Annotated in this window: 26 protein-coding genes; 8 read left to right on the top strand and 18 right to left on the bottom strand. The window is 63.4% G+C overall.

Annotation, left to right across the window (positions count from 1 at the left end; genetic code table 11):
* The first annotated feature begins 210 nt into the window (after nt 1–210).
* Nucleotides 211–3,681 carry a hybrid sensor histidine kinase/response regulator gene (locus BLV18_RS06130; RefSeq protein WP_090357021.1) on the top strand — a complete coding sequence of 1,157 codons (3,471 nt, stop codon included), beginning with the start codon at nt 211–213 and terminating at the stop codon, nt 3,679–3,681.
* Here BLV18_RS06130 and BLV18_RS06125 read toward each other — a convergent pair.
* The 12 genes from BLV18_RS06125 to BLV18_RS06075 all read right to left on the bottom strand — a co-directional run bounded on the left by BLV18_RS06125 (nt 3,652) and on the right by BLV18_RS06075 (nt 13,539).
* Nucleotides 3,652–5,058, bottom strand: coding sequence for a DNA recombination protein RmuC (locus BLV18_RS06125; protein WP_177327970.1), 1,407 nt, complete (start codon nt 5,056–5,058; stop codon nt 3,652–3,654). The genes BLV18_RS06130 and BLV18_RS06125 overlap by 30 nt on opposite strands.
* Nucleotides 5,059–5,240: 182 nt before the next feature.
* Nucleotides 5,241–5,534: an SEL1-like repeat protein gene (locus BLV18_RS06120; RefSeq protein WP_049861025.1), complete on the bottom strand. Its 294-nt coding sequence runs from the start codon at nt 5,532–5,534 to the stop codon at nt 5,241–5,243.
* Between the two features lie 128 nt (nt 5,535–5,662).
* A complete protein-coding gene (locus tag BLV18_RS06115) occupies nt 5,663–5,953 on the bottom strand; it encodes a type II toxin-antitoxin system RelE/ParE family toxin (protein WP_090357019.1) in 291 nt (96 codons plus the stop codon).
* Entirely contained in the window at nt 5,950–6,258 is a 309-nt protein-coding gene (locus BLV18_RS06110; RefSeq protein WP_090357017.1) for a type II toxin-antitoxin system RelB/DinJ family antitoxin, read from the bottom strand. The genes BLV18_RS06115 and BLV18_RS06110 overlap by 4 nt, the downstream gene beginning before the upstream one ends.
* An 87-nt stretch (nt 6,259–6,345) precedes the next feature.
* Nucleotides 6,346–6,654: a fumarylacetoacetate hydrolase family protein gene (locus BLV18_RS22620; RefSeq protein ID WP_341864569.1), complete on the bottom strand. Its 309-nt coding sequence runs from the start codon at nt 6,652–6,654 to the stop codon at nt 6,346–6,348.
* Nucleotides 6,554–7,990, bottom strand: a complete 1,437-nt coding sequence (gene hydA / locus BLV18_RS06105) for a dihydropyrimidinase (RefSeq protein WP_090357015.1) — start codon at nt 7,988–7,990, stop codon at nt 6,554–6,556. Before hydA ends, BLV18_RS22620 begins: the two co-directional genes overlap by 101 nt.
* Before the next feature lie 166 nt (nt 7,991–8,156).
* Nucleotides 8,157–9,077, bottom strand: coding sequence for an allantoinase PuuE (locus tag BLV18_RS06100; RefSeq protein ID WP_090362045.1), 921 nt, complete (start codon nt 9,075–9,077; stop codon nt 8,157–8,159).
* Between the two features lie 45 nt (nt 9,078–9,122).
* Complete coding sequence (locus BLV18_RS06095) at nt 9,123–9,980, bottom strand: MurR/RpiR family transcriptional regulator (RefSeq protein WP_090357013.1); 858 nt, start codon at nt 9,978–9,980, stop codon at nt 9,123–9,125.
* Nucleotides 9,981–10,017: 37 nt separating this feature from the next.
* Entirely contained in the window at nt 10,018–11,265 is a 1,248-nt protein-coding gene (locus BLV18_RS06090) for a cysteine desulfurase-like protein (RefSeq protein WP_090357010.1), read from the bottom strand.
* Between the two features lie 37 nt (nt 11,266–11,302).
* The gene (locus BLV18_RS06085; protein WP_090357008.1) at nt 11,303–12,037 is read right to left on the bottom strand and encodes an amino acid ABC transporter ATP-binding protein; all 735 of its coding nucleotides are present in this window, start codon (nt 12,035–12,037) and stop codon (nt 11,303–11,305) included.
* The gene (locus tag BLV18_RS06080; RefSeq protein ID WP_090357004.1) at nt 12,034–12,711 is read right to left on the bottom strand and encodes an amino acid ABC transporter permease; all 678 of its coding nucleotides are present in this window, start codon (nt 12,709–12,711) and stop codon (nt 12,034–12,036) included. Before BLV18_RS06080 ends, BLV18_RS06085 begins: the two co-directional genes overlap by 4 nt.
* 51 nt (nt 12,712–12,762) lie before the next feature.
* Complete coding sequence (locus BLV18_RS06075) at nt 12,763–13,539, bottom strand: transporter substrate-binding domain-containing protein (protein WP_049861031.1); 777 nt, start codon at nt 13,537–13,539, stop codon at nt 12,763–12,765.
* Between the two features lie 414 nt (nt 13,540–13,953).
* Between BLV18_RS06075 and BLV18_RS06070 the strand changes: the two genes are divergently transcribed.
* Nucleotides 13,954–14,703 (top strand): SDR family NAD(P)-dependent oxidoreductase, encoded by a 750-nt coding sequence (locus tag BLV18_RS06070; protein WP_090357002.1) that lies wholly within the window; start codon nt 13,954–13,956, stop codon nt 14,701–14,703.
* 196 nt (nt 14,704–14,899) lie between these two features.
* Here BLV18_RS06070 and BLV18_RS06065 read toward each other — a convergent pair whose 3' ends face one another.
* Nucleotides 14,900–15,823, bottom strand: a complete 924-nt coding sequence (locus tag BLV18_RS06065) for an AraC family transcriptional regulator (protein WP_208598843.1) — start codon at nt 15,821–15,823, stop codon at nt 14,900–14,902.
* A 131-nt stretch (nt 15,824–15,954) separates the two neighbouring features.
* Here BLV18_RS06065 and BLV18_RS06060 point away from each other — a divergent pair, with 131 nt between their 5' ends.
* Nucleotides 15,955–16,941 carry a saccharopine dehydrogenase family protein gene (locus BLV18_RS06060; protein WP_090356999.1) on the top strand — a complete coding sequence of 329 codons (987 nt, stop codon included), beginning with the start codon at nt 15,955–15,957 and terminating at the stop codon, nt 16,939–16,941.
* A 54-nt stretch (nt 16,942–16,995) separates the two neighbouring features.
* Here BLV18_RS06060 and scpB read toward each other — a convergent pair whose 3' ends face one another.
* The 4 genes from scpB to BLV18_RS06040 all read right to left on the bottom strand — a co-directional run bounded on the left by scpB (nt 16,996) and on the right by BLV18_RS06040 (nt 20,102).
* Nucleotides 16,996–17,769: an SMC-Scp complex subunit ScpB gene (scpB, locus tag BLV18_RS06055; RefSeq protein WP_090356997.1), complete on the bottom strand. Its 774-nt coding sequence runs from the start codon at nt 17,767–17,769 to the stop codon at nt 16,996–16,998.
* Nucleotides 17,766–18,467: a segregation and condensation protein A gene (locus BLV18_RS06050; RefSeq protein WP_167375976.1), complete on the bottom strand. Its 702-nt coding sequence runs from the start codon at nt 18,465–18,467 to the stop codon at nt 17,766–17,768. Before BLV18_RS06050 ends, scpB begins: the two co-directional genes overlap by 4 nt.
* 131 nt (nt 18,468–18,598) lie before the next feature.
* Entirely contained in the window at nt 18,599–19,228 is a 630-nt protein-coding gene (locus BLV18_RS06045) for an L-threonylcarbamoyladenylate synthase (protein WP_056843251.1), read from the bottom strand.
* Between the two features lie 13 nt (nt 19,229–19,241).
* Complete coding sequence (locus BLV18_RS06040) at nt 19,242–20,102, bottom strand: PHP domain-containing protein (RefSeq protein ID WP_090356994.1); 861 nt, start codon at nt 20,100–20,102, stop codon at nt 19,242–19,244.
* A gap of 65 nt (nt 20,103–20,167) precedes the next feature.
* Between BLV18_RS06040 and BLV18_RS06035 the strand changes: the two genes are divergently transcribed.
* The 5 genes from BLV18_RS06035 to BLV18_RS06015 all read left to right on the top strand — a co-directional run bounded on the left by BLV18_RS06035 (nt 20,168) and on the right by BLV18_RS06015 (nt 23,779).
* Nucleotides 20,168–20,764, top strand: coding sequence for a septation protein A (locus BLV18_RS06035; protein WP_049861035.1), 597 nt, complete (start codon nt 20,168–20,170; stop codon nt 20,762–20,764).
* Between the two features lies 1 nt (nt 20,765).
* Nucleotides 20,766–21,074: a YciI family protein gene (locus BLV18_RS06030; RefSeq protein WP_049861036.1), complete on the top strand. Its 309-nt coding sequence runs from the start codon at nt 20,766–20,768 to the stop codon at nt 21,072–21,074.
* A gap of 8 nt (nt 21,075–21,082) precedes the next feature.
* Nucleotides 21,083–21,760: a response regulator transcription factor gene (locus BLV18_RS06025; RefSeq protein ID WP_090356992.1), complete on the top strand. Its 678-nt coding sequence runs from the start codon at nt 21,083–21,085 to the stop codon at nt 21,758–21,760.
* Nucleotides 21,761–21,940: 180 nt separating this feature from the next.
* The gene (locus BLV18_RS06020; RefSeq protein ID WP_056843255.1) at nt 21,941–22,378 is read left to right on the top strand and encodes a Spy/CpxP family protein refolding chaperone; all 438 of its coding nucleotides are present in this window, start codon (nt 21,941–21,943) and stop codon (nt 22,376–22,378) included.
* A 66-nt stretch (nt 22,379–22,444) separates the two neighbouring features.
* Complete coding sequence (locus BLV18_RS06015) at nt 22,445–23,779, top strand: sensor histidine kinase (protein WP_090356989.1); 1,335 nt, start codon at nt 22,445–22,447, stop codon at nt 23,777–23,779.
* A 10-nt stretch (nt 23,780–23,789) separates the two neighbouring features.
* Here the strand turns inward: BLV18_RS06015 and BLV18_RS06010 are convergent, their stop codons facing one another.
* Nucleotides 23,790–24,347 carry an NAD(P)H nitroreductase gene (locus BLV18_RS06010; protein ID WP_090356988.1) on the bottom strand — a complete coding sequence of 186 codons (558 nt, stop codon included), beginning with the start codon at nt 24,345–24,347 and terminating at the stop codon, nt 23,790–23,792.
* Nucleotides 24,348–24,435 lie beyond the last annotated feature (88 nt).

The following is a 24,435-nucleotide window of genomic DNA, read 5'->3' as shown; positions in this document are numbered from 1 at the left end:
GTGGCGTGGCGACGAGGCCCTGTACGGCAATCATGACCTGCACTTGAAAGGTGTCTTCGTCGGCGCACAGCATAACCCTATACCGTCCATCGCCCAACTGGATGACAGCGGTTGCGACCATGGTCGGCACTGACGGCGCAGCGCCTGCCGTGCGAGACTGGCGGGTGCCCGTTGCGATGGGCACCTGCCCGCCCCGTTCCGGAGTCATCGATGTCGTTGTCCAGCGGATTGATCGCCACCGTTGCCCTGGCCTACATGGCCGTGATGTTCGCCATCGCCTTCTATGGCGACCGCCGCAGCGCGCCGCTGCCACCGCGGGTGCGCGCCTGGGTCTACAGCCTGTCGCTGGCGGTGTACTGCACCAGCTGGACGTTCTTCGGCGCGGTGGGCCAGGCGGCCGAACAGCTCTGGGCGTTCCTGCCGATCTACCTGGGGCCGGTACTGCTGATGCTGCTGGCGCCCTGGGTGCAGCAGAAGATGGTGATGATCAGCAAGCAGGAAAACATCACCTCCATTGCCGACTTCATCGCGGCGCGCTACGGCAAGTCGCAGAGCCTGGCGGTGGTCGTGGCGCTGATCTGCCTGATCGGCGTGCTGCCCTACATCGCCTTGCAGCTCAAGGGCATCGTGCTGGGCGTGAATCTGCTGATCGGTGCCGGGGCCGACGCCACCGGCACCCGCGTGCAGGACACCGCCATGGTGGTGACCCTGGTGCTGGCGCTGTTCACCATTCTCTTCGGCACGCGCACGCTGGACGTCACCGAGCACCATCGAGGCATGGTCCTGGCGATCGCCTTCGAAGCGCTGGTCAAGCTGTTCGCGTTCCTGGCCGTGGGCATCTTCGTCACCTACGGTCTGTACGACGGTTTCGATGATCTGCTCGATCAAGCCATGCTGGCGCCACGCCTGGAAGCGTACTGGAAGGAAACCATCAACTGGCCCTCGATGGTGGTGCAGACCGGCGTGGCCATGATGGCCATCCTGTGCCTGCCACGGCAGTTCCACGTCACCGTGGTGGAGAACACCGACCCGCAGGACCTGCGCCTGGCGCGCTGGGTGTTTCCCGCCTATCTGATCCTGGCCGGACTGTTCGTGGTGCCGATCGCGCTGGCCGGGCAGATGTTGCTGCCCAGCTCGGTGATTCCGGATTCGTTCGTCATCAGCCTGCCCCTGGCCGAAGCCCACCCGGCCCTGGCCTTGCTGGCGTTCATCGGGGGCGCATCGGCGGCCACCGGCATGGTCATCGTCGCCAGCGTGGCGCTGTCGACCATGGTCTCCAACGACATGCTGCTGCCATGGCTGTTGCGTCGGCAGAGTGCGGAGCGGCCTTTCGAAGTGTTTCGCCAGTGGATGCTCAGCGTACGCCGGCTGAGCATCGTGGTGATCCTCTTGCTGGCTTACGTCAGCTATCGCCTGCTCGGCTCCACCGCCAGCCTGGCCACCATCGGCCAGATTGCCTTCGCCGCCGTGACCCAACTGACGCCGGCGATGCTCGGTGCGCTGTACTGGAAGCAGGCCAATCGGCGCGGGGTTTTCGCCGGGCTGGCGGTGGGTATCTTCCTCTGGTTCTACACCCTGGTGCTGCCGGTCGCGGCGCACAGCCTGAACCTGCCGCTGAACCTCTTTCCCGGCCTGGCCTGGATCCACGGCAACCCCTTCGGTTTGCCGATCACCCCGTTGACCCAAGGTGTGGTGTTGTCGCTGGCCGGTAACTTCATCCTCTTCGCCTGGGTTTCGGTGCTGTCGCGCACCCGTGTCAGCGAGCACTGGCAGGCCGGGCGTTTCATCGGTCAGGAGATCAACGCCGGACCCCATGGACGCTCGCTGCTCGCGGTGCAGATCAACGACCTGCTCAACCTGGCCGCGCGCTTCGTGGGTGAAGAGCGCGCTCGGCAGAGCTTTCTTCGCTACGCCTACCGCCAGGGCAAGGGCTTCAACCCCAATCAGAATGCCGACGGCCAGTGGATCGCCCACACCGAACGGCTGCTGGCGGGCGTACTGGGCAGTTCGTCGACCCGCGCGGTGGTGAAGGCGGCCATCGAAGGTCGTGACATGCAACTCGAAGACGTGGTGCGCATTGCCGACGAAGCCAGCGAGGTGCTGCAATTCAACCGCGCGCTGCTGCAGGGCGCGATCGAAAACATCACCCAAGGCATCAGCGTGATCGACCAGTCGCTGCGCCTGGTGGCGTGGAACCACCGCTATCTGGAGCTGTTCAATTACCCGGACGGCTTGATCAGCGTGGGTCGGCCGATTGCCGACATCATCCGCTACAACGCCGAGCGCGGCCTGTGCGGACCCGGTGAAGCGCAGGTGCATGTTGCCCGGCGCCTGCACTGGATGCGCCAGGGTCGCGCGCACACTTCCGAGCGGCTGTTTCCCAACGGTCGGGTCATCGAGTTGATCGGCAACCCGATGCCGGGCGGGGGCTTCGTCATGAGCTTCACCGACATCACTGCCTACCGCGAGGCCGCGCAGGCGCTCAAGGATGCCAACGAAGGACTGGAACAGCGGGTCGCCGAGCGCACCCATGAACTGTCGCAATTGAACCAGGCGCTGACCGAAGCCAAGGGTCATGCCGAATCGGCGAACCAGTCCAAGACCCGTTTCCTGGCCGCGGTCAGTCATGACCTGATGCAGCCGCTCAATGCCGCACGGCTGTTCTCCGCCGCGCTGTCGCACCAGCCCGGTTTATCGACCGAGGCCAGCCAACTGGTGCAGCACATGGACCATTCACTGCGCTCGGCCGAAGACCTGATCAGCGATCTGCTGGACATTTCCCGCCTGGAGAACGGCAAGATCAGCCCGGATCGCAAGGGCTTCGCCCTCAGCGAACTGTTCGATGGGCTGGGGCCGGAATTCAAGGCGCAGGCCCGCGAACAGGAGCTGGATTTCCGCGTGCGCGGCAGCCGCTTGCGGGTGGACAGCGATATCAAGCTGTTGCGCCGCGTGCTGCAGAATTTCCTCACCAACGCGTTCCGCTACGGCCGCGGGCCGATCCTGCTGGGGGTGCGGCGCAAGCCCGGCGCCTTGAGCCTCGAGGTGTGGGACCGCGGCCCGGGTATCGCCCGCGACAAGCTGGAAACGATCTTCGAGGAATTCAAGCGCCTGGACAGCCACCAGACCCGAGCCGAAAAGGGCCTGGGCCTGGGCCTGGCGATTGCCGACGGGCTGTGCCGGGTGCTCGGCCATCCGCTGCAGGTGCGCTCCTGGCCGGGTCATGGCAGCGTGTTCAGCGTGACGGTCCCGCTGGCCGGCGTCGACACCCAGAACGCCCTGCCCGCTCCGGCGCCCGTGAGCCAGCCGCTGGGCGGGGCGCGAGTGCTGTGCGTCGACAACGAAGACAGCATCCTGCTGGGCATGCACAGCCTGCTCAGCCGCTGGGGGTGCGAGGTGTGGACCGCGCGCAACCGCCAGGAGTGTGCGGCGCTGCTGGCCCAAGGCAAGCGTCCGCAACTGGCCTTGGTCGACTACCACCTGGACGAAGGCGAGACCGGGACGCACCTGATGGCCTGGCTGCGCACTGCGTTGGCCGAGCCGGTGCCGGGCGTGGTGATCAGCGCCGACGTGCGCCCCGAAACCGTCGCTCAGGTGCATGCCGCAGGCTTGGACTATCTGGCCAAGCCGGTCAAACCGGCGGCCTTGCGGGCGCTACTCAACCGGTACCTGGGCCGGCACTGACACGCCGTCGGCATCGGCCTCGGCGCCGGCGTCCTGACGCGCTTCGGTCATGGCGCGTTCGAGCAGGTCGGGCGGCAGGCTCTTGCTGGCACGGGCGCCAAGCAACTTGAGCTGCTCGCTGCGGCTGACCAGGTTGCCGCGCCCTTCGGTGAGCTTGTTGCGCGCCGCGCCGTAGGCCTTGTCCAGCTGCTGCAGGCGGTTGCCGACCTCGTCGAGGTCCTGGATGAACAAGACGAACTTGTCGTACAGCCACCCGGCGCGCTCGGCGATTTCGCGGGCATTCTGGCTTTGCCGTTCCTGCTTCCAGAGGCTGTCGATGACCCGCAGCGTTGCCAGCAAGGTGGTGGGGCTGACGATGACGATCTGCCGGTCGAAGGCTTCCTGGAACAGGTTGGGCTCGGCCTGCAGCGCAGCGGAGAAGGCCGCTTCGATGGGCACGAAGAGCAGGACGAAATCCAGGCTGTGCAGCCCGTCCAGCCGACTGTAGTCCTTGCCGGACAGGCCCTTGACGTGATTGCGCAACGACAGCACGTGCTGCTTGAGCGCGGCCTGGGCGATGGCACCGTCTTCGGCGGCGATGTACTGCTGGTAGGCGGTGAGGCTGACCTTGGAATCGACCACCACCTGTTTGTCGCCGGGCAGCATGATCAACACGTCCGGCTGGAAACGCTCGCCGTCCGGTCCCTTGAGGCTGACCTGGGTCTGGTACTCGCGACCCTTTTCCAGCCCGGCATGCTCCAGCACCCGCTCCAGGATCAGCTCGCCCCAGTTACCCTGGGTCTTCTGGCCCTTGAGGGCCTGGGTCAGGTTGGTCGCTTCGGTGCTCAGGCGCTGGTTCAGCTGTTGCAGACGCTCCAGCTCCTTGCTCAGCGAGAAGCGCTCGCGGGCCTCGTTCTGGTAGCTCTCTTCCACACGTTTTTCGAACGACTGGATGCGCTCCTTGAGCGGATCGAGCAGTTGCCCCAGGCGTTGCTGGCTGTTTTCGGCGAAGCGCTGTTCGCGCTCGTCGAAGATCTTGCCGGCCAGCTCGGCGAACTGCGCGCGCAGTTCGTCCCGTGAACCCTGCAGGTCGTTCAAGCGCTGCTGGTGGCTGTCCTGCTGTTCGCGCAGTTCAGCCGACAGGCCGGCGCATTGCGCATCCAGACGGCGCAATTCAGTTTCACGGGTGCTGCGTTCGATGCTCCAGGCGTGGGCGGCATCGCGGGCATTGTCGCGCTCGTTCTGCAGCAGCTCGACCTCGCGGCGCAGACCGGCCAGTTCGGCCTGCTTGGCCGAGTTGGCCTGGCTCAGGTCGCTGACCTCGTCGCGGCAGGCATCGAGCTGCGCGCTCAGGCCGTCCTGAGCCAACTGCGCGTTGCTCAGGCGCTCGTCGAGCAAGGCGACCTGGGCCAGGGCGGCAGTGCTTTTGCGCTGCAGCTGCCAGGCCAGTGCCAGGCACGGCAATGCGGCCGCCAGCAGGCCGATCAACAGGCTGGTCACGTCCAGGGCCATGGTTTGCTCTCATGCAGGGTCGATGAGCGGCAGTCTGAGGCCATTGGCCTTTCGGGGCAAACCGGGTGTCAGCTGCGGCGCAGGTGGCTCAACGCGGTCTGGGCGGCCGGATCGCCAGCGCGAGCCGCCTGGCGCAGAAGTTCCTGGCCGATGCGCTGGTCGCGGGCGTTGCCGCAGTCACGGCACATCAACTGGCCAAGCCGGCTTTGCGCGACCACTACCCCTTCGCGTGCGGGTTGCTTGAGCATGCGCCCGGCAAGGTGTTTGACGTTGGCCTTGTGGCCCAGGCGGGGGCTGTCGAGCAGCCAGAGGGCGACCTTGAGAGTGAAACGCTTGGGTGCAGCGGGAGCTGAACTTTTCATGAAAAACTTTGGGCAGATCGGAAAAGCGCGCCACCTTACTCTTTTTTTTCGGCGACTGCGCGGGAGGGTGACTAGTGGCCGCAGGGCTGAAACGCCTATGGCTACCGGTAAGGACCTCTCCCTATCGGCTAGTCGGACAATGTTTCCGGCCAGTTGCGGGCACAGTGCAATATCCGCAAGACAGTCACGACTTGCCCTCGAATGACATAGGCGGCTATGAAAGAGGTGTCGACAATAACCACTTCGTACGTGCCTTCGACCCTACCGATACGACCGCTGAGCGGGTGCTGTTCCAGGCGGGCTACGCAATCGCTTATACGTTGATCCACCTGGATAGCCGCGGCTGGATTGAACTCTTCGGTGTAATCAAAAATTCGGTCTCGATCCTTGGGCGCTGCTGCTGTCCATTCAAGCCTCACTCGCTTACCTCTTTTGATTTCTGCAGGGCGATGGTTCGGCGTCTGGCAAAATGCGCTTCGACATCTTCGGCTGGAATGGCAGGCGTGTGCTCGGCCAGGGCTTCCATGACCTTGGATTTGAACCAGGCGTCGTGGGCTTGAGGATCCGTGGTGAGCCCAACGGGCAAGCCACCTTCATTCGCCACCCGGGTAAGCAGAATTCGAACAGCATCTGATAGCGTCATGCCCATTTTTCCCAGCACGTGGGCGGCACGATCACGCAGTTCAGGGTCGATACGGGCTTGCACCAAAGCTGTGGCAGCCATGGGAACCTCCTCAATGGATTTAAACCCGAATGTAATTCAAACGAATTACACTGGCAAGATCTGTGTCGGTATCCATGCCCGCGTATTTCAACCAAACAGCCCTGCCTGCCCGAGCTGGGCAAACTCCACTTCTACCCTGGCACCCATAGCCACCCACCGAATCCCGGTCCAGCTCCCGGTCGCGATCAGATCGCCAGCGCGCAGTGGATTGTCCACTGCGGCGGCATGCCGTGCCACCCAGGACAGGGAGTTCAATGGTTTGACGAACGGCTGGCTGCCACCTGCTGCACAGTGTTCACAGCGGCAACTCGGTCTTGCGCCGGCGGACCTGCGCCGGGGCCGGACGCTCGCACGGCAGAAACCGGCCACGGCCCGCTTCGCCGCTGGGCTCGCCATCCCACACCACATCGCCGCGCGACAGCGTTATGGCCGGCCAGGCGCTCAGCTGCATGCCGGCGTAGGGTGTGTAGTCGACGTTGTGATGCAGCATCTCGTTGCTGATCGACACCGACTGCCCTTCATCCCAGATCACCAGATCGGCATCCGCGCCAATAGCGATACTGCCCTTGCGCGGGTACAGGCCGTACATCTTCGCCGCGTTGGTCGACGTCAGCGCGACGAAGCTCTGCGGGGTGATGCGGCCGGTGCGCACGCCTTCGGACCACAACAGTGCCAAGCGCGTCTCGACGCCGGGAATGCCGTTGGCGATCTTGTCGAACGAGGCGTCCTCGCCGTGGGCGCGCTTGCCATCGGGGCCGCCGTAGCGAAACGGCGCATGGTCGGACGAGAAGATCTCGAACGAGCCGTTTTCCAGCCCATCCCAGATCACTTGCTGGTTGGCGGCATCGCGCGGCGGTGGGCTGCAGATGCACTTGGCACCTTCGAAACTGTCGTCGCAGCCCAGCGAATCAGCGGTCAGGAACAGGTACTGCGGGCAGGTTTCGGCGTACACCTTCAAGCCGTGGCTCTGCGCCCAGCGGATCTGCTCCACGGCCTCGCGGCCCGACACGTGGACAATGAGGATGGGCACGTCCACCAGTTCGGCCAGGGCAATGGCGCGATGGGTGGCCTCACGCTCCACCAGCATCGGCCGCGAGCTGGCATGGTAGCGCGGCGCGCTGAGCCCGGCCGCCAGCAGCCGCTCGGTGAGCCAGGCGATGCAGTCGCTGTTCTCGGCATGCAGCATGACCATGGCGCCCTCGCGGCGCGCCACTGAGAGGGTTTCGAGAATTTCCCGATCACCCAGTTTCAGGGCGTCGTAGGTCATGTAGATCTTGAACGAGGTGTAGCCTTCGGCAATCAGCGCGGGCAGTTCTTCACGCAACACTTCGGGCGTGGGGTCGGTGACGATCAGGTGGAAGGCGTAGTCGATCACCGGTTTGTCGCCGGCACGGCGATGGTAGTCGTCCACCGCCGCGCGCAGGGTTTCGCCCTTCTGCTGGCAAGCGAACGGAATCACCGTAGTGGTTCCGCCGCAGGCGGCCGACACCGTGCCGCTGAAGAAGTCATCGGCCATGACCGAGCCGTCGCCGGTGGGCTGATCCAGGTGCACATGGCTGTCGATGCCCCCCGGGGTCACATGCCGGCCTGCGGCATCGATTTCCTCGAGGCCTGGGGGCAGGTCCAGCGCCAGGGCGGCAATGCGCCCGTCACGAATGCCGATGTCGCTGGTAAAGGTGTCTGCAGCAGTGACCACGCGGGCGTTGCGAATAACCGTATCGAAAGGTTGCATATCAAGCCTCTTCAAGCAGTAGCCGGCCCCAGCCGGCATGGTCAACATGTCCCAGCATCTACCCCGCAGGCACCGCAATCCGTGTAGCAGCGGTGCAAGCCGCGTCCGGGTTCACCGCAGTGTGTCAGGCGAACCGCGTCCACCGCCGACGCGGCTCGCGCCGCTGCTACAGGGGGGTGCACGCTCCAGCGGCATCGCGTTCCAGCCAGGCCTGGGCGATCTGTTCGCGGGTGGCGAACCAGACGCCTTCGTGGCCCTGGGCGTATTCGATGAACTTCTGCAGGGCGCGCACCCGGCCTGGGCGGCCGACCATGCGCGGGTGCAGGCCGACGGACATCATGCGCAAGCCATTCGCGGACTCCTCGTGCAGCACCTCGAAGCTTTCCTTCATGTACTCGAGAAAATCCGAAGCCTGGGAAAGGCCCGGTGAATTCCAGTAACGGAAATCGTTGACGTCGCTGGTGTACGGCACCACCAGGTGGCGTTTGCCTTCCAAGTCGACGAAGTACGGCACGTCATCGTTGTAGGCGTCCGAGTCGTAGAGGAACCCGCCCTCCTCGGCCACCAGGCGACGGGTCCGCACGCTCGCGCCATAGCGGCAGTACCAGCCCACCGGGCGCTTGCCGCAGGTGCGCTGGAAGGATTCGATGGCCAGACGGATGTGCTCGCGCTCCTGCTCCTCGGTGAGGCGGAACACTTCCTCCCAGCGATAGCCATGGCTGCACACCTCATGGCCCAGCTCGACCGCAGCGCGAGCCACGTCTGGATTCTGTTCGAACGCCACCGCGCAGGCATGGAAGGTGGACGGCACGTTGGCCTTCTGCAAGATCTCCAGAATCCGCCAGATGCCGACCCGCGAGCCGTATTCGTACATCGATTCCATGGCCAGGTTGCGCACGCCGTCGGGAAACTGATAGCTGCCCCATTCGGTCATGCTTTCCTGATCGGGATCACCCATGGCCAGGGAGCGCTCGGAGCCTTCCTCGTAGTTGATGACCAGACTGATCGCCAGTCGGGCACCATTGGGCCAAGTACCTTGGGGACGTTGCTGGCCATAGCCGACCAGATCTCTGAGGGGGAATGTCACGGTACGGCTCTCCAGCAGGTTGGGCAAAAAGCCGGGCCTGGGGCCTCAGCAGTCGATGTCTTTCAGGGCTTCATGGTCGCGGCCATCACCGAAGGCCAGGCCCATGGCCAGAGTCTGGGCGACGCAGAACGCTGCGGTCAGCGAGCGGAAACCGAGCAGCTCGGCGTCGTCGACTTCGATCATCACCGCAGCGCACTGGCCGATCGGGCTCAGCAGGCTGTCAGTGATGGCCACGATCGGCGTGCCGGCCGCGACTGCCTGATTGCAGGCGTCGATGGTTTCCTGGGCATAGGGCGGAAAGCTGACGGCCACCAGCACGTCGTCGCCATGCAGCGCCCCCACCTGCTCGCGCAGGCTGCCGCCCAGGCCGCTGATGTGCACGGCACGGCGGCCCACCCGGCTCAAGGCATAGCTCAGGTACGCGGCCATGGGAAACGAGCGGCGCATGCCGACCACGAAGGTGGTTCGCGCCTGTTGCAGCAGGGCGATGGACTGTTCCAGTGCCTGCACCTGCTGCCCTTCGGCGAGATGTTCGAGGGAGACGATATTGGCCCGGCTGAAGGCGCCCAGCATCGCGCCCACGTCGGTCGGATCGTCCAGCAGTTGCTCGCCGCGGTAGTGACGGATACGTTCCTTGAAGCTGCCCTGCCCGGCCTTTTCCAACGGCGCCTTGCACACGCGCTGCAGGTCGCTGAAGCCACCATAGCCCAAGGCCTGGGCCAGACGAATGAAGGCCGAAGCGGGAATCTGCGAACGCGCGGCCAGGGCGGCGACCGTGTTGAGCGCCACGTCATGGGGATGCTCGATCACGTACTGCGCGGCATCGCGCATGCGCGCGGTGAGTTTGTCCTGGCCGACGGCGATGGCGCTGCGCAGCTCTTCAAGGGTGTGCGGTAATGGCATGGTTCTGTGGCTCGATAGCTCGGTGGCTCGATGACGGTCAGCGGGGACGCAAATCTGCGATGGCGTGGGCCAGGCATTCCACCAGCCGGGTCATTTCGTCGACGGTGTTGTAGTGCGCGATGGAAACACGCACCACCCCGCCCTGAGGCGCCAGGCCCAGTGCTTCGATCAAGTGACGGGCGTAGAAGTCACCAAAACGGATGCCGATTCGCGCGGCATCGACGCGACGCACGATCGCTTCGGACTGCACGCCCTCGACCACGAAACTGATGGTAGGCACCCGGTCACCTGCGGTGACGCGCGGCTTGCCGATGATGCGCACGCCGTCCGACTCGCGCAGATAGCCCAAAAGGATCTCGGCCAGCACGTTCTCCTGCACTTCGAACGCATCGAAGGCTGCCTGCATGATCTGTCGCTCGCTGCCCTCGCCGCCCAGGCGGCGGCCGATGTCCAGCAGGTAGTCGCTGATGCCCATGCAGCCATAGGACAACTCGTAGTTGACGTTGCCCGGCTGCAGTTTGTACGGCAGCACCTCCTGGCCGATGAAGAAATGGTTGAGGCTGGGCAACTCCAGCAACAGCTCGCGCTTGCCCCACAGCACGGCGAAATGGGGACCGAAGACCTTGTAGAAACTGAAGACGTAGTAGTCGGCGCCACTGGCCTGCACGTCCACCAGACGGTGCGGCGCGTACGCCACGGCGTCCACCACCAGCTTCGCACCGCAGGCATGCACGCGCTCGGCGACCTGCGCGACCGGGTTGACGCTGCCCAGAATGTTCGACGCGTGGGTCATCGCCACGTAACGGGTGCGCGGTCCCAGCAGGGCTTGGAGGTCCTGCAGTTCCAGCTCCAGACTGGACGGATCCACCGACCACACGCGCAACGTGGCCCCGCGCTCTTCGCACAGACGCTGCCAAGGGCCGATGTTGGCTTCGTGATCGCTGTGGGTGACGATGATCTCGTCGCCCGCCCCGATCGAGGGTGCAATCGCCCGTGCCAGCAATTGCAGCAGCAGCGTGGTCGAGCCGGCCATCACGCACTCTTCCGAGTAGCGAGCATTGATCAGCTGGGCCACCGAGGCACGGGCTTCGAGCACCTTCTCACCGGCCTGCACCGACGGCGCGTAGGAGGCGCCCAACTGCACGGCATGGTTGAGCAAATAGTGGCTGATGCGCTCGGCCACTGGCTTGAGCACTGCCGAACCGCCAGCATTGTCCAGGTAGCCGTAGCCGTCGGCGAGTGCAGGGAATTGGCGACGAACGTAGTCGATATCGAGGGCAGTCAAAGTGAGTCTCCCGGTTGCTTGTCAGGGGTCAAGCCTGTCAGTGATGCAGGATGGCCTGCAGGAACGCCTGGGTTCGCGGTTCCTGCGGCGCAGTGAAGAATGCCTGCGGAGCGTTCTGTTCGATGATGCGGCCGGTTTCCATGAAGATCACCCGGTCGGCGACCTTGCGCGCGAAGCCCATCTCGTGGGTCACCACGATCATGGTCACACCGGAGCGAGCCAGGTTCTGCATCACGTCGAGCACTTCGCCGACCATCTCCGGGTCCAGTGCCGAGGTGGGTTCGTCGAACAGGATCACTCGCGGCTCCATGGCCATGGTCCGGGCAATCGCGACCCGTTGCTGCTGGCCTCCGGACAATTGACTGGGGTACTTGTCGGCGTGGCTGGCCATGCCGACCTTTTCCAGCAGCAGCCGCGCGCGGGCCTGGGCATCGCGTCGGTTCATGCCGCGCACCCGCACCGGTGCCAGGGCCACATTGGCCAGCACCGTGAGGTGGGGATAGAGGTTGAAGTTCTGAAAGACCATGCCCACTTCGCAGCGGATGCCGGCGAGCTTGGCGCCGTTTTCCACGCGCTGCCCGGACACCCGGATGTCACCGCTCTGATAGGGTTCGAGCAGGTTGATGCAGCGAATCATTGTGGACTTGCCCGACCCCGACGGACCGAGGATCACCACCACCTCGCCCTGGGCGACGGTCAGGTTGATATCGGTGAGGGCCTGGAAAGGTCCGTAGAACTTGTCCAGCCGTTCGATCTCGATGACGTTGCTCATGCGCGCTTGCCTCCGTTGCCGTTGCGCCGCTGGACCCAGCTGACCAGTTGCACCAGGGGCAGCAACAACAACAGGTACATGATCGCCGCCCCCACCAGCGGTGTTGGATTGGCCGACAGCGCCTGGGCCTGGGTGGCCTGCTTGAGCAGGTCGGGCATGGCCACCACCGAAGCCAGGGCGGTGTCCTTCATGACGTTGATGCAGTTGCTGGTCATCGGCGGCAGAACGATACGCATGGCCTGGGGCAGGATCACGTCGCGCATGGTGTTGAGGAAACTCATGCCCTGGGAGGCCGCCGCTTCGAACTGCCCCTTGGGAATGGCCTCGATGCCGGAGCGGAATATCTCCGCCGAGTAGGCACACGACACCAGCGACAGCGCGGCCGCCGCAGCGGCGAAGGACGACAGCCGAATGCCGACAAAGGGCAAGGCATAGTAGATCAGCACCAGCAGCACCAGCAGCGGGATCGAGCGCAGCACGTCGATGTAGACCCGCGCCAGCCAGCGCACGGGGGTGTAGCCATACAGCCTGAGCATGGCCAGCAGCAACCCGCCGACCAGGCCCAGCACGATACTCACCACGCCCAGCAGGATGGTCACGCCAAGGCCGCGCAGCATCAACGGCAGCGCATCGACGAACACGTCCCAGTTGAAGAAAGTGTGTAGCAACTCCATGAACGGATCCCTTGGTCGTGAGCCGGTAGCGGGCGGGGCGAAAGGCTGAACTTACTTGGGTACGTCGACGACCTTCACGGTGCTGGAATCGTCTGCGGCGGCTGCACCGAACCACTTCTTGTGCAGGTCGGCGATCACGCCGTCTTTTTTCATCTCGCTGATGATCGTGTTCACGCGTTCGCCTTCGGCCCAGCCCTTGGCGTGCATCAGTGAGTACTTCTCGCCGGTGGGGATGCGCGCGACCACGGCATACTGCGGCTTGTCCTTGATGTAATAGAGCACGGCGGGAATGTCGCTGATGTAGCCGTCCATGCGCCCGGACGCCAGGTCGAGCATGGCCGGCGACAACCCTTCGTAGCGCGAGATGTCCTTGAACTTGTACTCACCCTGGTGCTGGGCGGCCCACATGTCGCCGGTCGAACCGGTGTCCACGCCCACCACCTTGCCGCTCATGTCGGCCAGGCCCTTGATGCCGGACTTGGTCAGCACCGAGAGCGACTGGTCGCTGTCGTAGTACGGCTGGGCGAACCCGACCGATTCCAGGCGTTTGGGGGTGATGGTGATCGAAGAAATGGCGATGTCCGCCCGCTTGGACTGCACGGCGCTGAACAGACCGTTGAACGGAATGTTGACGAATTCCACGGTCTTGCCGGCGCGCTTGGCCACTTCCTTCACCACATCGACTTCGAAACCGACGATGTCGCCCTTGGCGTCCTGGAACTCCCAAGGGACGTTGCCGACGTTGGCACCGACGGTCCAATCGGCAGCCAGTGCCGAGGCCGAAAACGCAGTGGCCACAGCCATGCTCAAAAGTACTTTCACGCTCATGTCCAGCTCCCCGATTCACGTCAGTGCCAATGGCGGCCTGGGTACTTGCGCAGGCCTGTCGAGAACGAGACTAGGAGCAAGAATCAAATAATTCAAGGTTTAATTTTATTGAATTAAATGCTCCATGAAAGGGCGATCAATGCCCGCATTGGTGCAGGCCACAAAGTCAGAAAACGAGCGGCGCGCAGAGCAGCGGCAAGGTCCTGCACGTCTCACGTGCACTCAAGCGGAGCATGGACCATGGGTATCCTCCAAGCGTCGCGCAAGCGCTCTGAGAAGAACAGGCAAGGATTGGATAGGAACCGGCAAAGGTTTGCTCGGACGTTGATTGAATACTGGTGGTAGGCGCAAAGGTCTGAACCCTTGACCGCAGCAAGCATTGCAAATCATCAGTCAACTCGAAAAGGTCACCCCATGAAACTTGAAGGAAAGATTGCCGTTGTCACCGGCGCCTCCAAAGGTATCGGCGCGGGGATCGCAAAAGCGTTAGCCGCGCAAGGCGCTACGGTGGTTATCAATTACGCTTCAAGCAAGCCGGAGGCAGACGCAGTTGTTGCTTTCATCCAGGAAAAAGGCGGCACAGCCATCGCGGTTCAAGCGGACATGAGCAAAGGCGCTGATGTATCGCGCTTGTTCGAAACTGTTGCCACTGAGTTCGGCACACTGGATATCCTGGTGAATAACGCAGGTGTTGCGGTGTTTCAGATGATTAAGGACCTTACCGAGGACGCGTTCCATCATCAATTCAATGTCAACGTTCTGGGCTATCTGCTAGCAGTCCGTGAGGCGGTGAAACTGTTTGACGGCAAGGGCAGCGTTATCAATATCAGCTCTATCCTGAGCACCGATCCGTACTTGGCATCGAGCGTCTATTCGGCAACCAAGGGGGCTGTGGACACGTTGACCTTTGCCTTGGCGCGCGAACTCGGCGCGAAAGGCATCCGCGTCAATTCTATCCTGCCCGGTCACACCAATACGCCGCTCACCAAAGGCAATTTCGACGGTGAGTTCGGTGAAAAACTGATCGCCGGCACGCCGCTAGGCCGCTTTGGCGAGCCAGAAGATATCGCGCCTTTGGCCGTGTTCCTGGCGTCCGAGGACTCGCACTGGGTGACGGGTGAATCGATCCGGGCATCGGGTGGCGTGCGTGGAGTTGGTTACTAACGCCACCTTGTACGCAACAGGCGCAACCCGTGTGCGCCTGTATTGCCAGCAGGCTTCAATCATGACCCAAACAGTTCGAGTGGATTCAATCACCAACTGAGCATTGACCCCTGCTCTGGCGCCATGGAGTACAGTGGCCGCCATCGACATGGGTGCTTTTGCGCTGGTCACGGTGGAATTCCTGCCCGCGGGCTTGCTATCGCACCTGAATCGCTCGATCGGCTCTGAGCGGGCTGAGTTCGGCTTGAATTCTGGCGGTATCTCGCGCAGGCGGCAGACCGAAAACACGCGTGTAGTCACGGGTAAACTGGCTGACACTTTCATAGCCCACTTCGAAAGCGGCGCTGCTGACGCTGCCGGGGTTGGTCATCATGAGGGTTCGCGCCTGGAGTAACCGAACTCGCTTCTGATACTGCAATGGACTTAGAGTAGTGATGGATTTGAAGTGGCGATGAAACGCCGACACGCTCATGGCGGCTTTGCTGGCAAGGGTCTCTACGCGGATAGGATCGGCAAAGTCTTTGCGTATGTGCTGAATCGCCACACTGACCTTGGCCATAGCGGTGTTCGGCGCAGCGATGTCTCGTAACATCCAGCCGTGAGGCCCTTGTAACACCCGAAAGAGAATTTCACGCTCGTAGATCGGGGCCAAGGCCGCGACCTCATCAGGCGTCTCCATCAAGCCCAACATCCGCACCCACGCATCCATCAATTTCGGCGTAACGGCTGCAACTGAAAACCCTGCGTTGTCTTCGAAGATCTCGGTGCTTTTGGGCAAATCAGATATCAATGTGGAAAGCACCGTCGGATCGAGTGTCAGGCTGACAGCAAGGTACGGCTCCCCGGTCGATGCGGGATGCAAGGTACCCACGGCGGGCAAATCGACTGACATCACAAAGTACGTGGCCGGGTCATAGCGCAAAGTACGTTCGCCAACGGTCATTGCTTTGCTGCCCTGCAAAATGAGGTTGACCATGGGCGCGTATACGGCGGCCAGCAAATGCTTGGGAACATCCCCCTGAATCATCGAGACCCGGGGAATGCCTGTTTCAGTCATGCGGTTCTCTGCCTTCGAAGCCAGACGTCGCAGCTCTTTCAGTAGTGCGTCCTTGGCCAACATGGTGATCTCCGTCGTTTTTGCGTTACAAGCGAAAGGTAGGAACAGGCAAGTACGGGGTAGGAAGGCCTTCGCCCGCGCCCATGCCACGCTCTACTGTGGTAACTCATCCAAACCACAGCGGAACCATCCTCATGGGCACACTTTTGATCTACGGGGCGACTGGCTATACCGGCCGCATGGCGGCAGAACGCGCTAAGGTGCTGGGACTGAATTTCGAAATCGCCGGGCGTGACGCCGAGCCCTTGAGGGCGCTTTCTACACAGCTAGGCGTACCGTACAGGGTATTCACCCTCAATGAACGACCCGAACGGTATTTGGATAGCATCTCTGTACTGCTGAACTTTGCGGGGCCTTTCGCGCAAACGGCAGAAGCCCTGATGAATGCCTGCATCAACGCCGGCGTCGACTATCTTGATATCACCGCAGAGATCAACGTTTACCGCCTTGCGGAAAGGCTTGGTGCCGAGGCAGCAAAGTCCGATGTCATGTTGCTGCCAGGCGTTGGCTGGGACGTTGCGACGACTGACAGTTTGGCAGTGCATGTCGCGGCACGGGTCGCCAAGCCGCATGCCCTGAGCATAGCGCTGCAAGTACCTGGCTCCATGTCGCGTGGTTCTGCTAAAAGCGTCAGCGAAATTATCGGCGCAGGCCCGTTGTCGCGAGTGGACGGCGAACTGGTTTCAACGCCAGAAACACAACCGCGTTACTTCGATTTTGGCGACGGTCCTGTGCTCTGTGCACCGTTGCCATTTGGTGACCTGGTGACTGCATGGCACTCCACAGGCATCGCCAATATCGCCATGTACGTACATATTTCCGGTGAGGCCTTTCCCGAGGGTGATCTCGCGCAGTTGGCCGACGGGCCCGACGTCGCACATCGTGATGCGCACAAAGCCCGCGCAGTGGCCGAAGTTGTGGGGGCCTACGGGGAAATGGCGCGCTCGCGGATCGAAACCGTCAACGGCTATTCCTTTACCCCTGTCGCCGCAGTGGAAGCGGCGCGGCGGGTGATGGAGGGTGAACGGCAGGCGGGATTCGAGACTGCCGCGCGATTGTTCGGCGGTGGATTCGCAGAAACCATCGCAGGCACAACAATCACCGATGAAGCAGTCGTATGACGCACAAGCGATCGGAGGCGTGCGGCCACCTGCACTAGAGGGCTCACCGCAGATTCAACGCTCGTCGTCGGTCTGCGTCGAGTCGTTCGTCTGCGCAGTATCTTCGAGCAGATCATCGAAGTCGATCTTGAGCCCCTGCTCCATAGAATCGAGTTCCACCAGCAACGAGCGGAAGCTGGTCTCGTCCTTGGGCGGTGCCTCGCCCTCACCCTCGGCACTGGCATCGGCCAACGCCTGCAGATGGGCAGGCACCGGCGCGTCTTCGTCGTGGTCGTCGAGGACCGACTCGGGTTCCATCTCGCGCAGAACCGCCAGCGGCGGCAATTCGTCGAGACTCTTGAGGTTGAAGTGATCGAGGAAGGCCTTGGTGGTGGCGAACATCGCCGGCCGGCCCGGCACGTCGCGGTAACCCACTACACGGATCCACTCACGCTCCACCAGGGTCTTGACGATATTGCTGTTCACCGCCACGCCGCGCACGTCTTCGATCTCACCGCGGGTGATGGGTTGGCGGTAGGCGATCAGCGCCATGGTCTCCAGCAGGGCACGGGAATAGCGCTGCGGCCGTTCTTCCCAGAGCCGGCCGACCCAGGGCGCGTACTTCTCGCGGATCTGCATACGGTAGCCGGACGCCACCTCGACCAGTTCGAACGCGCGCTTTTCGCAGGATTTGCCCAGCACCTCGAGGGCCTTCTTGAACACCGCCGGCTCCGGCCGTTCGGCCTCCTCGAACAACTCATGGAGGCGTTCCAGGGACTGGGGTTTTCCGGAGGCCAGCAGAAAGGCTTCAAGCAGCGGCGCCAGATCGCGCGGGTCAGTCAAGTTCATTGTTCGGCTCGGGCACGCACATGGATAGCGGCAAAGGCTTCATTCTGCACCAGTTCGATCAGTTGCTCCTTTACCAGTTCGAGGATGGCCATGAAGGTCACCACCACGCCGAGCTTGCCTTCCTCGGCACCGAACAGTTCGACGAAAGGCACGAAGCCACCACCGCGCAGGCGTTCGAGCACCTGGCTCATGCGCTCGCGGGTCGACAGCGCCTCACGGCTGACCTGGTGGCTTTCGAACATGTCGCTGCGCCGCAACACGTCGGCCATGGACATCAGCAGCTCTTCCAGGCTGACCTCGGGCAGCAGCTTGCGCACCTTGGCCTGGGGCGCATCGAGCTTGGGCACGTAGAGATCGCGACCTACCCGCTTGAGGCTGTCGATCCCTTCGGCGGCCGCCTTGAAGCGCTCGTATTCCTGCAGGCGGCGAATCAGCTCGGCACGCGGATCGTGCTCTTCGTCCTCGACCACGGCGCTGCGCGGCAGCAACATGCGCGACTTGATCTCGGCGAGCATGGCGGCCATCACCAGGTACTCGGCAGCCAGCTCCAGGCGTACGCTCTTCATCAACTCGACGTAGCCCATGTACTGGCGGGTGATCTCCGCCACGGGAATGTCGAGGATGTCGATGTTCTGCTTGCGGATCAGGTACAGCAGCAGGTCGAGCGGACCTTCGAACGCCTCCAGAAACACTTCCAGCGCATCCGGCGGGATGTACAGGTCCTGCGGCATCTGGGTGAACGCCTGGCCATAGACCAGCGCCAGTTGCAGCTGCTCGGGCGAGCCTTGGGCAAGGCTGGACGACGGCTCCTCGACCGCGCTCAGGTCACTCACGCCATGGCCGCAAACGGAGCCGGATCGCCGCAACCCACGCGTATCACCTGCGGATCGCCGTCAGCCAGGTTGATCACGGTGGACGCTTCGGTCCCGCCGAAGCCGCCATCGATGATCAGGTCGACGTGTTTTTCCAGCAGCTGACGCATCTCGTACGGATCGCTGAGCGGCTCGCTGTCACCGGGCATGATCAAACTCACACTCATTAGCGGTTCGCCCAGTTCTTCCAGCAGGGCCAGGGCGATCGGATGACTGGGCACGCGCAGGCCGATGGTGCGGCGCTTGGGGTGCAAGAGCAGGCGCGGCACTTCGCGGGTGGCACTGAGGATGAAGGTATACGGCCCTGGCGTATGCGCCTTGAGCAGGCGGAACGCCGCGGTATCGACCTTGGCGAACAGCCCCAGCTGCGACAGGTCGCAGCAGATGATCGCAAAGTTGTGCTTGTCGTCCAGTTGGCGCAGGCGGCGCACTCGCTCTACCGCGCTCTTGTCGCCAATCTGGCAACCGATGGCGTAAGAGGAGTCGGTGGGGTAGATCACGATGCCGCCCTTGCGAATGATCTCGACCGCTTGCTTGATCAGCCGCGGCTGTGGATTCTCTGGGTGGATCTGAAAGAATTGACTCACGTTGGCATCCTGTTCAGGCGGAGATTGACGGATCGTGCTTGAACCGCGCGGACAACGGCGGCAGGTCCACCGGCAAGGGTCGATAGACACCGATTTCACCCCAGGCGCCCGGACCATGAAAATCACTGCCGGCGCTGACCATCAGGCCGAACTCGCGGGCCAGAATGGCCAGCGTGCCGACCTGCTCGGCCGCCTGCATGCCATTGACCACCTCGATCGCGTGGCCTCCGGCCTGAATATAGTCGCCGATCAGCTTGCGCCGCTTGCTGCGGGTGAAATCGTAGTGCAACGGGTGCGCCAGGCTGATCCAGGCCCTGGCTTCGCGCAACGTGCGCACAGTGTCCTCAAGGGTGGGCCAGTGCTGCTTGACGTCACCCAGCTTGCCGGCGCCCAGCCACTTGCGGAACGCCTCCTGGCGATCCTTGACATAGCCCTGCTGCACGAGGAAATCAGCGAAGTGCGGGCGAGCCGGCGCATTGCCGCTGTCGCCCAGGCCCTGCTGAATGGCGCGTGCGCCTTCCAAGGCACCGGGCATGCCCTTGAGCGCCAGGCGCCGGTCGATCTCTTCGGCACGCAGCCAGCGACCGTGGTGCAGGCTGTCGAGCGCGACGACCAGAGGCGGCGCATCCAGAGCGAAATTGTAACCGAGCACGTGGATGGTCGCGCCGCCCCAGGTGCATGACATCTCGACACCACTGACCCACTGCATGTTCAGTGCTGTCGCGGCCGCACGGGCCTCTGGCTGGCCTTCCAGGGTGTCATGGTCGGTCAAGGCCAGGGTCTGCACGCCGTGATCGAAGGCTCGCTGCACCAGGACGGCAGGCGCAAGGGCGCCGTCGGAAGCGGTGCTGTGGCAGTGCAGGTCAACATTCATAGTGGCGCTTTCGCAGTCATTGATGTTTGTTATTATGCCGTCACATCCTGCTTCTGGCTGCCATTGTGAAACAATTGATCGATTTCATCCCGCTGCTCCTTTTCCTCATCGTCTACAAGACCGACCCGCACATGGTCGACCTGGCCGGTTACAGCTTTGAACTGGGCGGCATTTTCAGTGCCACCAAAGTGCTGATCGCCAGCTCGGTGGTGGTCTACGGTCTGCTGTTCATCAAGCAGCGCAAGCTGGAAAAAGGCCAGTGGTTGACCCTGATCGCCTGCCTGGTGTTCGGCACCCTGACCTTGGCCTTCCATAGCGAAACCTTCCTCAAATGGAAGGCACCGGTGGTCAACTGGCTGTTCGCCCTGGCGTTCGCCGGCAGTCATTTCATCGGCAAGCAACTGCTGATAAAGCGCATGATGGGCCATGCCTTGACCCTGCCCGACCCGATCTGGGCGAAACTCAACGTGGCGTGGGTGGTCTTCTTCCTGTTCTGCGGCGCTGCCAACCTGTTCGTGGCATTTACCTTCGAGCAATTCTGGGTCGACTTCAAAGTGTTCGGCAGCCTGGCCATGACCTTGCTGTTCCTGGTGGGCCAGGGCATCTACCTGTCCCGTCACCTGCATGATTCCGATCGTACAACACCGAAAACCGAGGATTGACATGCTCTACGCCATCATTGCCACCGACACGCCCAACTCCCTGGAAAAACGCCTGGCCGCACGGCCCGAGCACCTGGAGCGTCTGAAGCAGCTGGAAGCCGCCGGCCGTCTGGTCCTGGCCGGTCCACATCCAGCCATCGACAGCAATGATCCCGGCGAAAGCGGGTTCAGCGGCAGCCTCATCGTTGCCCACTTCGAGTCACTGGACGAAGCCCAGACCTGGGCTGGCGCCGACCCGTTCGTGGCCGCCGGGGTCTACCAGGACGTGCTGGTCAAACCTTTCAAGCAGACCCTGCCTGCGCCTGAATGAAGGTTTAGATGAGCGACCTGTTACTGATCGACGACGACGTCGAGCTGTGCGATCTGCTGAACAGCTGGTTGAGCCAGGAAGGTTTCCAGGTCAGGGCCTGCCATGATGGCAGCAGCGCACGCAAGGCCCTCGCCGAGCTGGCACCGGCGGCCGTGGTGCTCGACGTGATGCTGCCCGACGGCAGCGGCCTGGAGCTGCTCAAGCAGCTGCGCAGCGAACACCCTGACCTGCCGGTGCTGATGCTCTCGGCGCGCGGCGAACCGCTGGATCGCATCCTGGGCCTGGAGCTGGGCGCCGACGATTACCTGGCCAAACCCTGCGATCCACGGGAGCTGACGGCTCGCCTGCGTGCGGTCCTGCGCCGCAGCCACCCGGTGGCGGTGGCGGGGCAGATGGAACTAGGCGACCTGTGCTTCAGCCCGGCTCGCGGCGTGGTCAGTATCGATCAGCACGATATCAACCTGACCGTTTCCGAAAGCCGCCTGCTCGAAGCGCTCATGCGCCAGCCAGGCGAGCCACTGGACAAGCAGGAGCTGGCGCAGATCGCCCTGGGCCGCAAGCTCACCCTCTATGACCGAAGCCTGGACATGCACGTCAGCAACCTGCGCAAGAAGATCGGCCCCCACGCCGACGGCCGTCCGCGGATCATGGCGCTGCGCAGCCGTGGCTATTTCTATGCGCAGTAGCCGGTCGGCGCATCGCACCGATCGCGCCGTCCACTTTGGCGCCTGAACGCGCCGGGATTTGTCAGTAACGACCGCGTCATCCCTTTACACAAGCTTTACGCGGCCTTGACCGCGCCTGACCTTGATCTCCCTAAACTGGCCACATCCGGTAACGACCGGGAACCAGACAGGAGATTCACCATGCGCAAGACCACCCTCGCAATGCTGTTCGCCGCTACCCTGCCGACCCTGGCCATGGCCATGCCCCAAGGCGGCCCCGAGGGTTTCGGCCCAGGCCCAGGCAAAGGCGGCCCAGGCCCTCGTGGCGGTGAGCCGTTCGCCCAGCTCGACCTGACCCACGAGCAACGCACCCAGGTCGGCAAGCTGATGGGCGAAGAACGCCATCAACAGCGCGAGATCACCAAGAAGTACCTGGACAAGCTGCCAGCGGCCGATCGCAAGGCCATGGAAGATGAAATCAAGGCCAACCACGACAAGGCCCAGGCCGATGTACGTGCCGTGCTCAAGCCCGAGCAGCAGAAGCAGTTCGACGAAATGAAGAAGAAAGAGGACCAGCGCCGCGCCGAATGGGCCGAATTCCAGGCCTGGAAAGCCCAGCAAGGCAAGAAAACCCAGTAATATCGGCGCACGCCCCCAGCCCGGTACGCTCACGCGTGCCGGGCTTCGTCCATTGAGGAATTTGCCTTGCGTTCACTGTTCTGGCGCATCCTGGCCAGCTTCTGGCTGGCCATAGCCCTGGTAGCCGGCCTCTCGGTGCTGCTGGGCCACATGTTGAACCAGGACACCTGGATCCTCAGTCGCCACCCGGCGGTCAAGCATTTCGCCCAGGACTGGGTGGAGCGCTATGAGAGCAAGGGTGGCGAAGCTGCCCAGGAACTGCTCGAACAACGCAAGCGGCGCTATCGCATCGACACCCAGGTGCTCAACGAGGCTGGCGAAGCGGTCGTGCCAGGAACCTTCCCCCGGCGCGCCGAAGCCTTCGAGGCGCGCCACAACGACAACGACCGCGACCTGCCATGGCGACGCCTGACAGCGGAATACACCAGCCCCACCACGGGCGACACGTACCTGCTGATCTACCGCATCCCTCACCCCGAGCTCGAGTCCTGGCATCGCGACTCCCTGCTCATGCCCATCAGCGCACTGGTGATCGCGCTAGTCGTGCTGACGCTGTTCAGCCTGATGGTCACCCTGTCGATCACCCGCCCGCTGAGCCGGCTGCGCGGCGCCGTGCATGAACTGGGACAGACCACCTACCAGCAGAACAGCCTGGCGCAGCTGGCCAGTCGTCGTGACGAATTCGGTGTGCTGGCGCGCGACTTCAACCGCATGGGCTCACGCCTGCAGAGCCTGATCGGCAGCCAGCGCCAGCTGTTGCGCGACGTGTCCCACGAACTGCGCTCGCCCCTGGCTCGGCTGCGCATCGCCCTGGCCTTGGCGGAACGCGCCGAGCCCGCTCAGCGCGACCTGCTGTGGCCGCGCCTGACCCGCGAGTGCGATCGTCTGGAAGCGTTGATCAGCGAGATTCTCGTGCTGGCGCGGGTCGATGCGGAACAGGCCACCGCCGAAGACGTGGATCTGCCAGCCCTGCTGCACGCCGTACGCAAGGATGCGCTGGTGGCCGTGCCGGAGCAATCCATCGAACTGGACATTGCCCCGCACCTGGCGTTGCAGGGCTGGCCGACCATGATCGAACGGGCCGTGGACAACCTGCTGCGCAACGCCCTGCGCTTCAACCCCGGGCCGTTGCCGGTCGTGCTGTCGGCGCAACAGGTGGATGGCCGGGTGCGCATCAGCGTCCGCGATCACGGCCCGGGCGTGGCGGAGGAACATCTGGCGCGCCTGAGCGAGCCGTTCTTTCGCGCGCCAGGGCAGACCGCGGCGGGCCATGGCCTGGGTCTGGCCATAGCCCGCCGCGCCGCCGAACGGCATGGCGGCAGTCTGCACCTGGAAAACCATGCCCAGGGCGGCCTGATCGCGACCCTGGACTTGCCACCGGTGCCGGTGGTGGTGGCCTAGCCGAGTACGATCAGGCGCCCCACGCCTGCACGAAGTCGGCGGTAGCCAGGGCAGGCGCTTCGCGCAGTTCGCGCGCAGGCGTGCCCAGGTACAGGAAGCCGATGATCTGCTCGCCTTCGCTCAGGCCCAGCTTGTCCGCGACATAAGGCGCGTAGGACAGCTCGCCGGTACGCCAGACGCCACCCAGCCCCTGAGCGTTGGCCGCAAGCAGAATGCCGTGAGCGGCGCAGCCGGCCGCCAGCAGTTGCTCGCTCTGTGGCACCTTGCGATGCTCCTGCAGGCGAGCGATCACAACCACGACCAGCGGCGCGCGCAAGGGCATGTTGCGGGCTTTTTCCAGCGCTGCCTCGCCGGCCTCGGGGTTGAGCGCGGCGGCCTCGGCCAGTACTTCGCCCAGCCGCTGCAGGCCCTCCCCCTCGACGGTGAGAAAGCGCCACGGCCGCAGCTGGCCGTGGTCGGGCGCGCGCAGCGCGGCCTGGAACAGCACTTCACGCTGCGCAGCGCTTGGCGCAGGCGCCATGAGCCGGGGAGCGGAAACACGATTGAGCAAAACCTCGAGCGCCTCCATGGGCAACCTCCTGTGGAACGATAAGCCGCTATTCTAGACCCAAGCGGCCTCCGCCTGCCGGGTTTACATGCTGTGGCCCGCAGGTAGA

The sequence above is a fragment of the Pseudomonas coleopterorum genome, from assembly GCF_900105555.1.
Taxonomy (GTDB): Bacteria; Pseudomonadota; Gammaproteobacteria; order Pseudomonadales; family Pseudomonadaceae; genus Aquipseudomonas; species Aquipseudomonas coleopterorum.
This window is presented reverse-complemented; position numbering and strand designations above follow the sequence as displayed.

What these genes read in the sequence shown, in the direction of transcription:
- BLV18_RS06130 (WP_090357021.1), top strand. Translation starts at nt 211, where the DNA reads ATGTCGTTGTCCAGCGGATTGATCGCCACCGTTGCCCTGGCCTACATG.
- BLV18_RS06120 (WP_049861025.1), bottom strand. Translation starts at nt 5,534, where the DNA reads ATGAAAAGTTCAGCTCCCGCTGCACCCAAGCGTTTCACTCTCAAGGTC.
- BLV18_RS06110 (WP_090357017.1), bottom strand. Translation starts at nt 6,258, where the DNA reads ATGGCTGCCACAGCTTTGGTGCAAGCCCGTATCGACCCTGAACTGCGT.
- BLV18_RS22620 (WP_341864569.1), bottom strand. Translation starts at nt 6,654, where the DNA reads ATGGCGAGCCCAGCGGCGAAGCGGGCCGTGGCCGGTTTCTGCCGTGCG.
- hydA (WP_090357015.1), bottom strand. Translation starts at nt 7,990, where the DNA reads ATGCAACCTTTCGATACGGTTATTCGCAACGCCCGCGTGGTCACTGCT.
- BLV18_RS06095 (WP_090357013.1), bottom strand. Translation starts at nt 9,980, where the DNA reads ATGCCATTACCGCACACCCTTGAAGAGCTGCGCAGCGCCATCGCCGTC.
- BLV18_RS06085 (WP_090357008.1), bottom strand. Translation starts at nt 12,037, where the DNA reads ATGAGCAACGTCATCGAGATCGAACGGCTGGACAAGTTCTACGGACCT.
- BLV18_RS06080 (WP_090357004.1), bottom strand. Translation starts at nt 12,711, where the DNA reads ATGGAGTTGCTACACACTTTCTTCAACTGGGACGTGTTCGTCGATGCG.
- BLV18_RS06075 (WP_049861031.1), bottom strand. Translation starts at nt 13,539, where the DNA reads ATGAGCGTGAAAGTACTTTTGAGCATGGCTGTGGCCACTGCGTTTTCG.
- BLV18_RS06070 (WP_090357002.1), top strand. Translation starts at nt 13,954, where the DNA reads ATGAAACTTGAAGGAAAGATTGCCGTTGTCACCGGCGCCTCCAAAGGT.
- BLV18_RS06065 (WP_208598843.1), bottom strand. Translation starts at nt 15,823, where the DNA reads ATGTTGGCCAAGGACGCACTACTGAAAGAGCTGCGACGTCTGGCTTCG.
- BLV18_RS06060 (WP_090356999.1), top strand. Translation starts at nt 15,955, where the DNA reads ATGGGCACACTTTTGATCTACGGGGCGACTGGCTATACCGGCCGCATG.
- scpB (WP_090356997.1), bottom strand. Translation starts at nt 17,769, where the DNA reads ATGAACTTGACTGACCCGCGCGATCTGGCGCCGCTGCTTGAAGCCTTT.
- BLV18_RS06040 (WP_090356994.1), bottom strand. Translation starts at nt 20,102, where the DNA reads ATGAATGTTGACCTGCACTGCCACAGCACCGCTTCCGACGGCGCCCTT.
- BLV18_RS06030 (WP_049861036.1), top strand. Translation starts at nt 20,766, where the DNA reads ATGCTCTACGCCATCATTGCCACCGACACGCCCAACTCCCTGGAAAAA.
- BLV18_RS06025 (WP_090356992.1), top strand. Translation starts at nt 21,083, where the DNA reads ATGAGCGACCTGTTACTGATCGACGACGACGTCGAGCTGTGCGATCTG.
- BLV18_RS06020 (WP_056843255.1), top strand. Translation starts at nt 21,941, where the DNA reads ATGCGCAAGACCACCCTCGCAATGCTGTTCGCCGCTACCCTGCCGACC.
- BLV18_RS06010 (WP_090356988.1), bottom strand. Translation starts at nt 24,347, where the DNA reads ATGGAGGCGCTCGAGGTTTTGCTCAATCGTGTTTCCGCTCCCCGGCTC.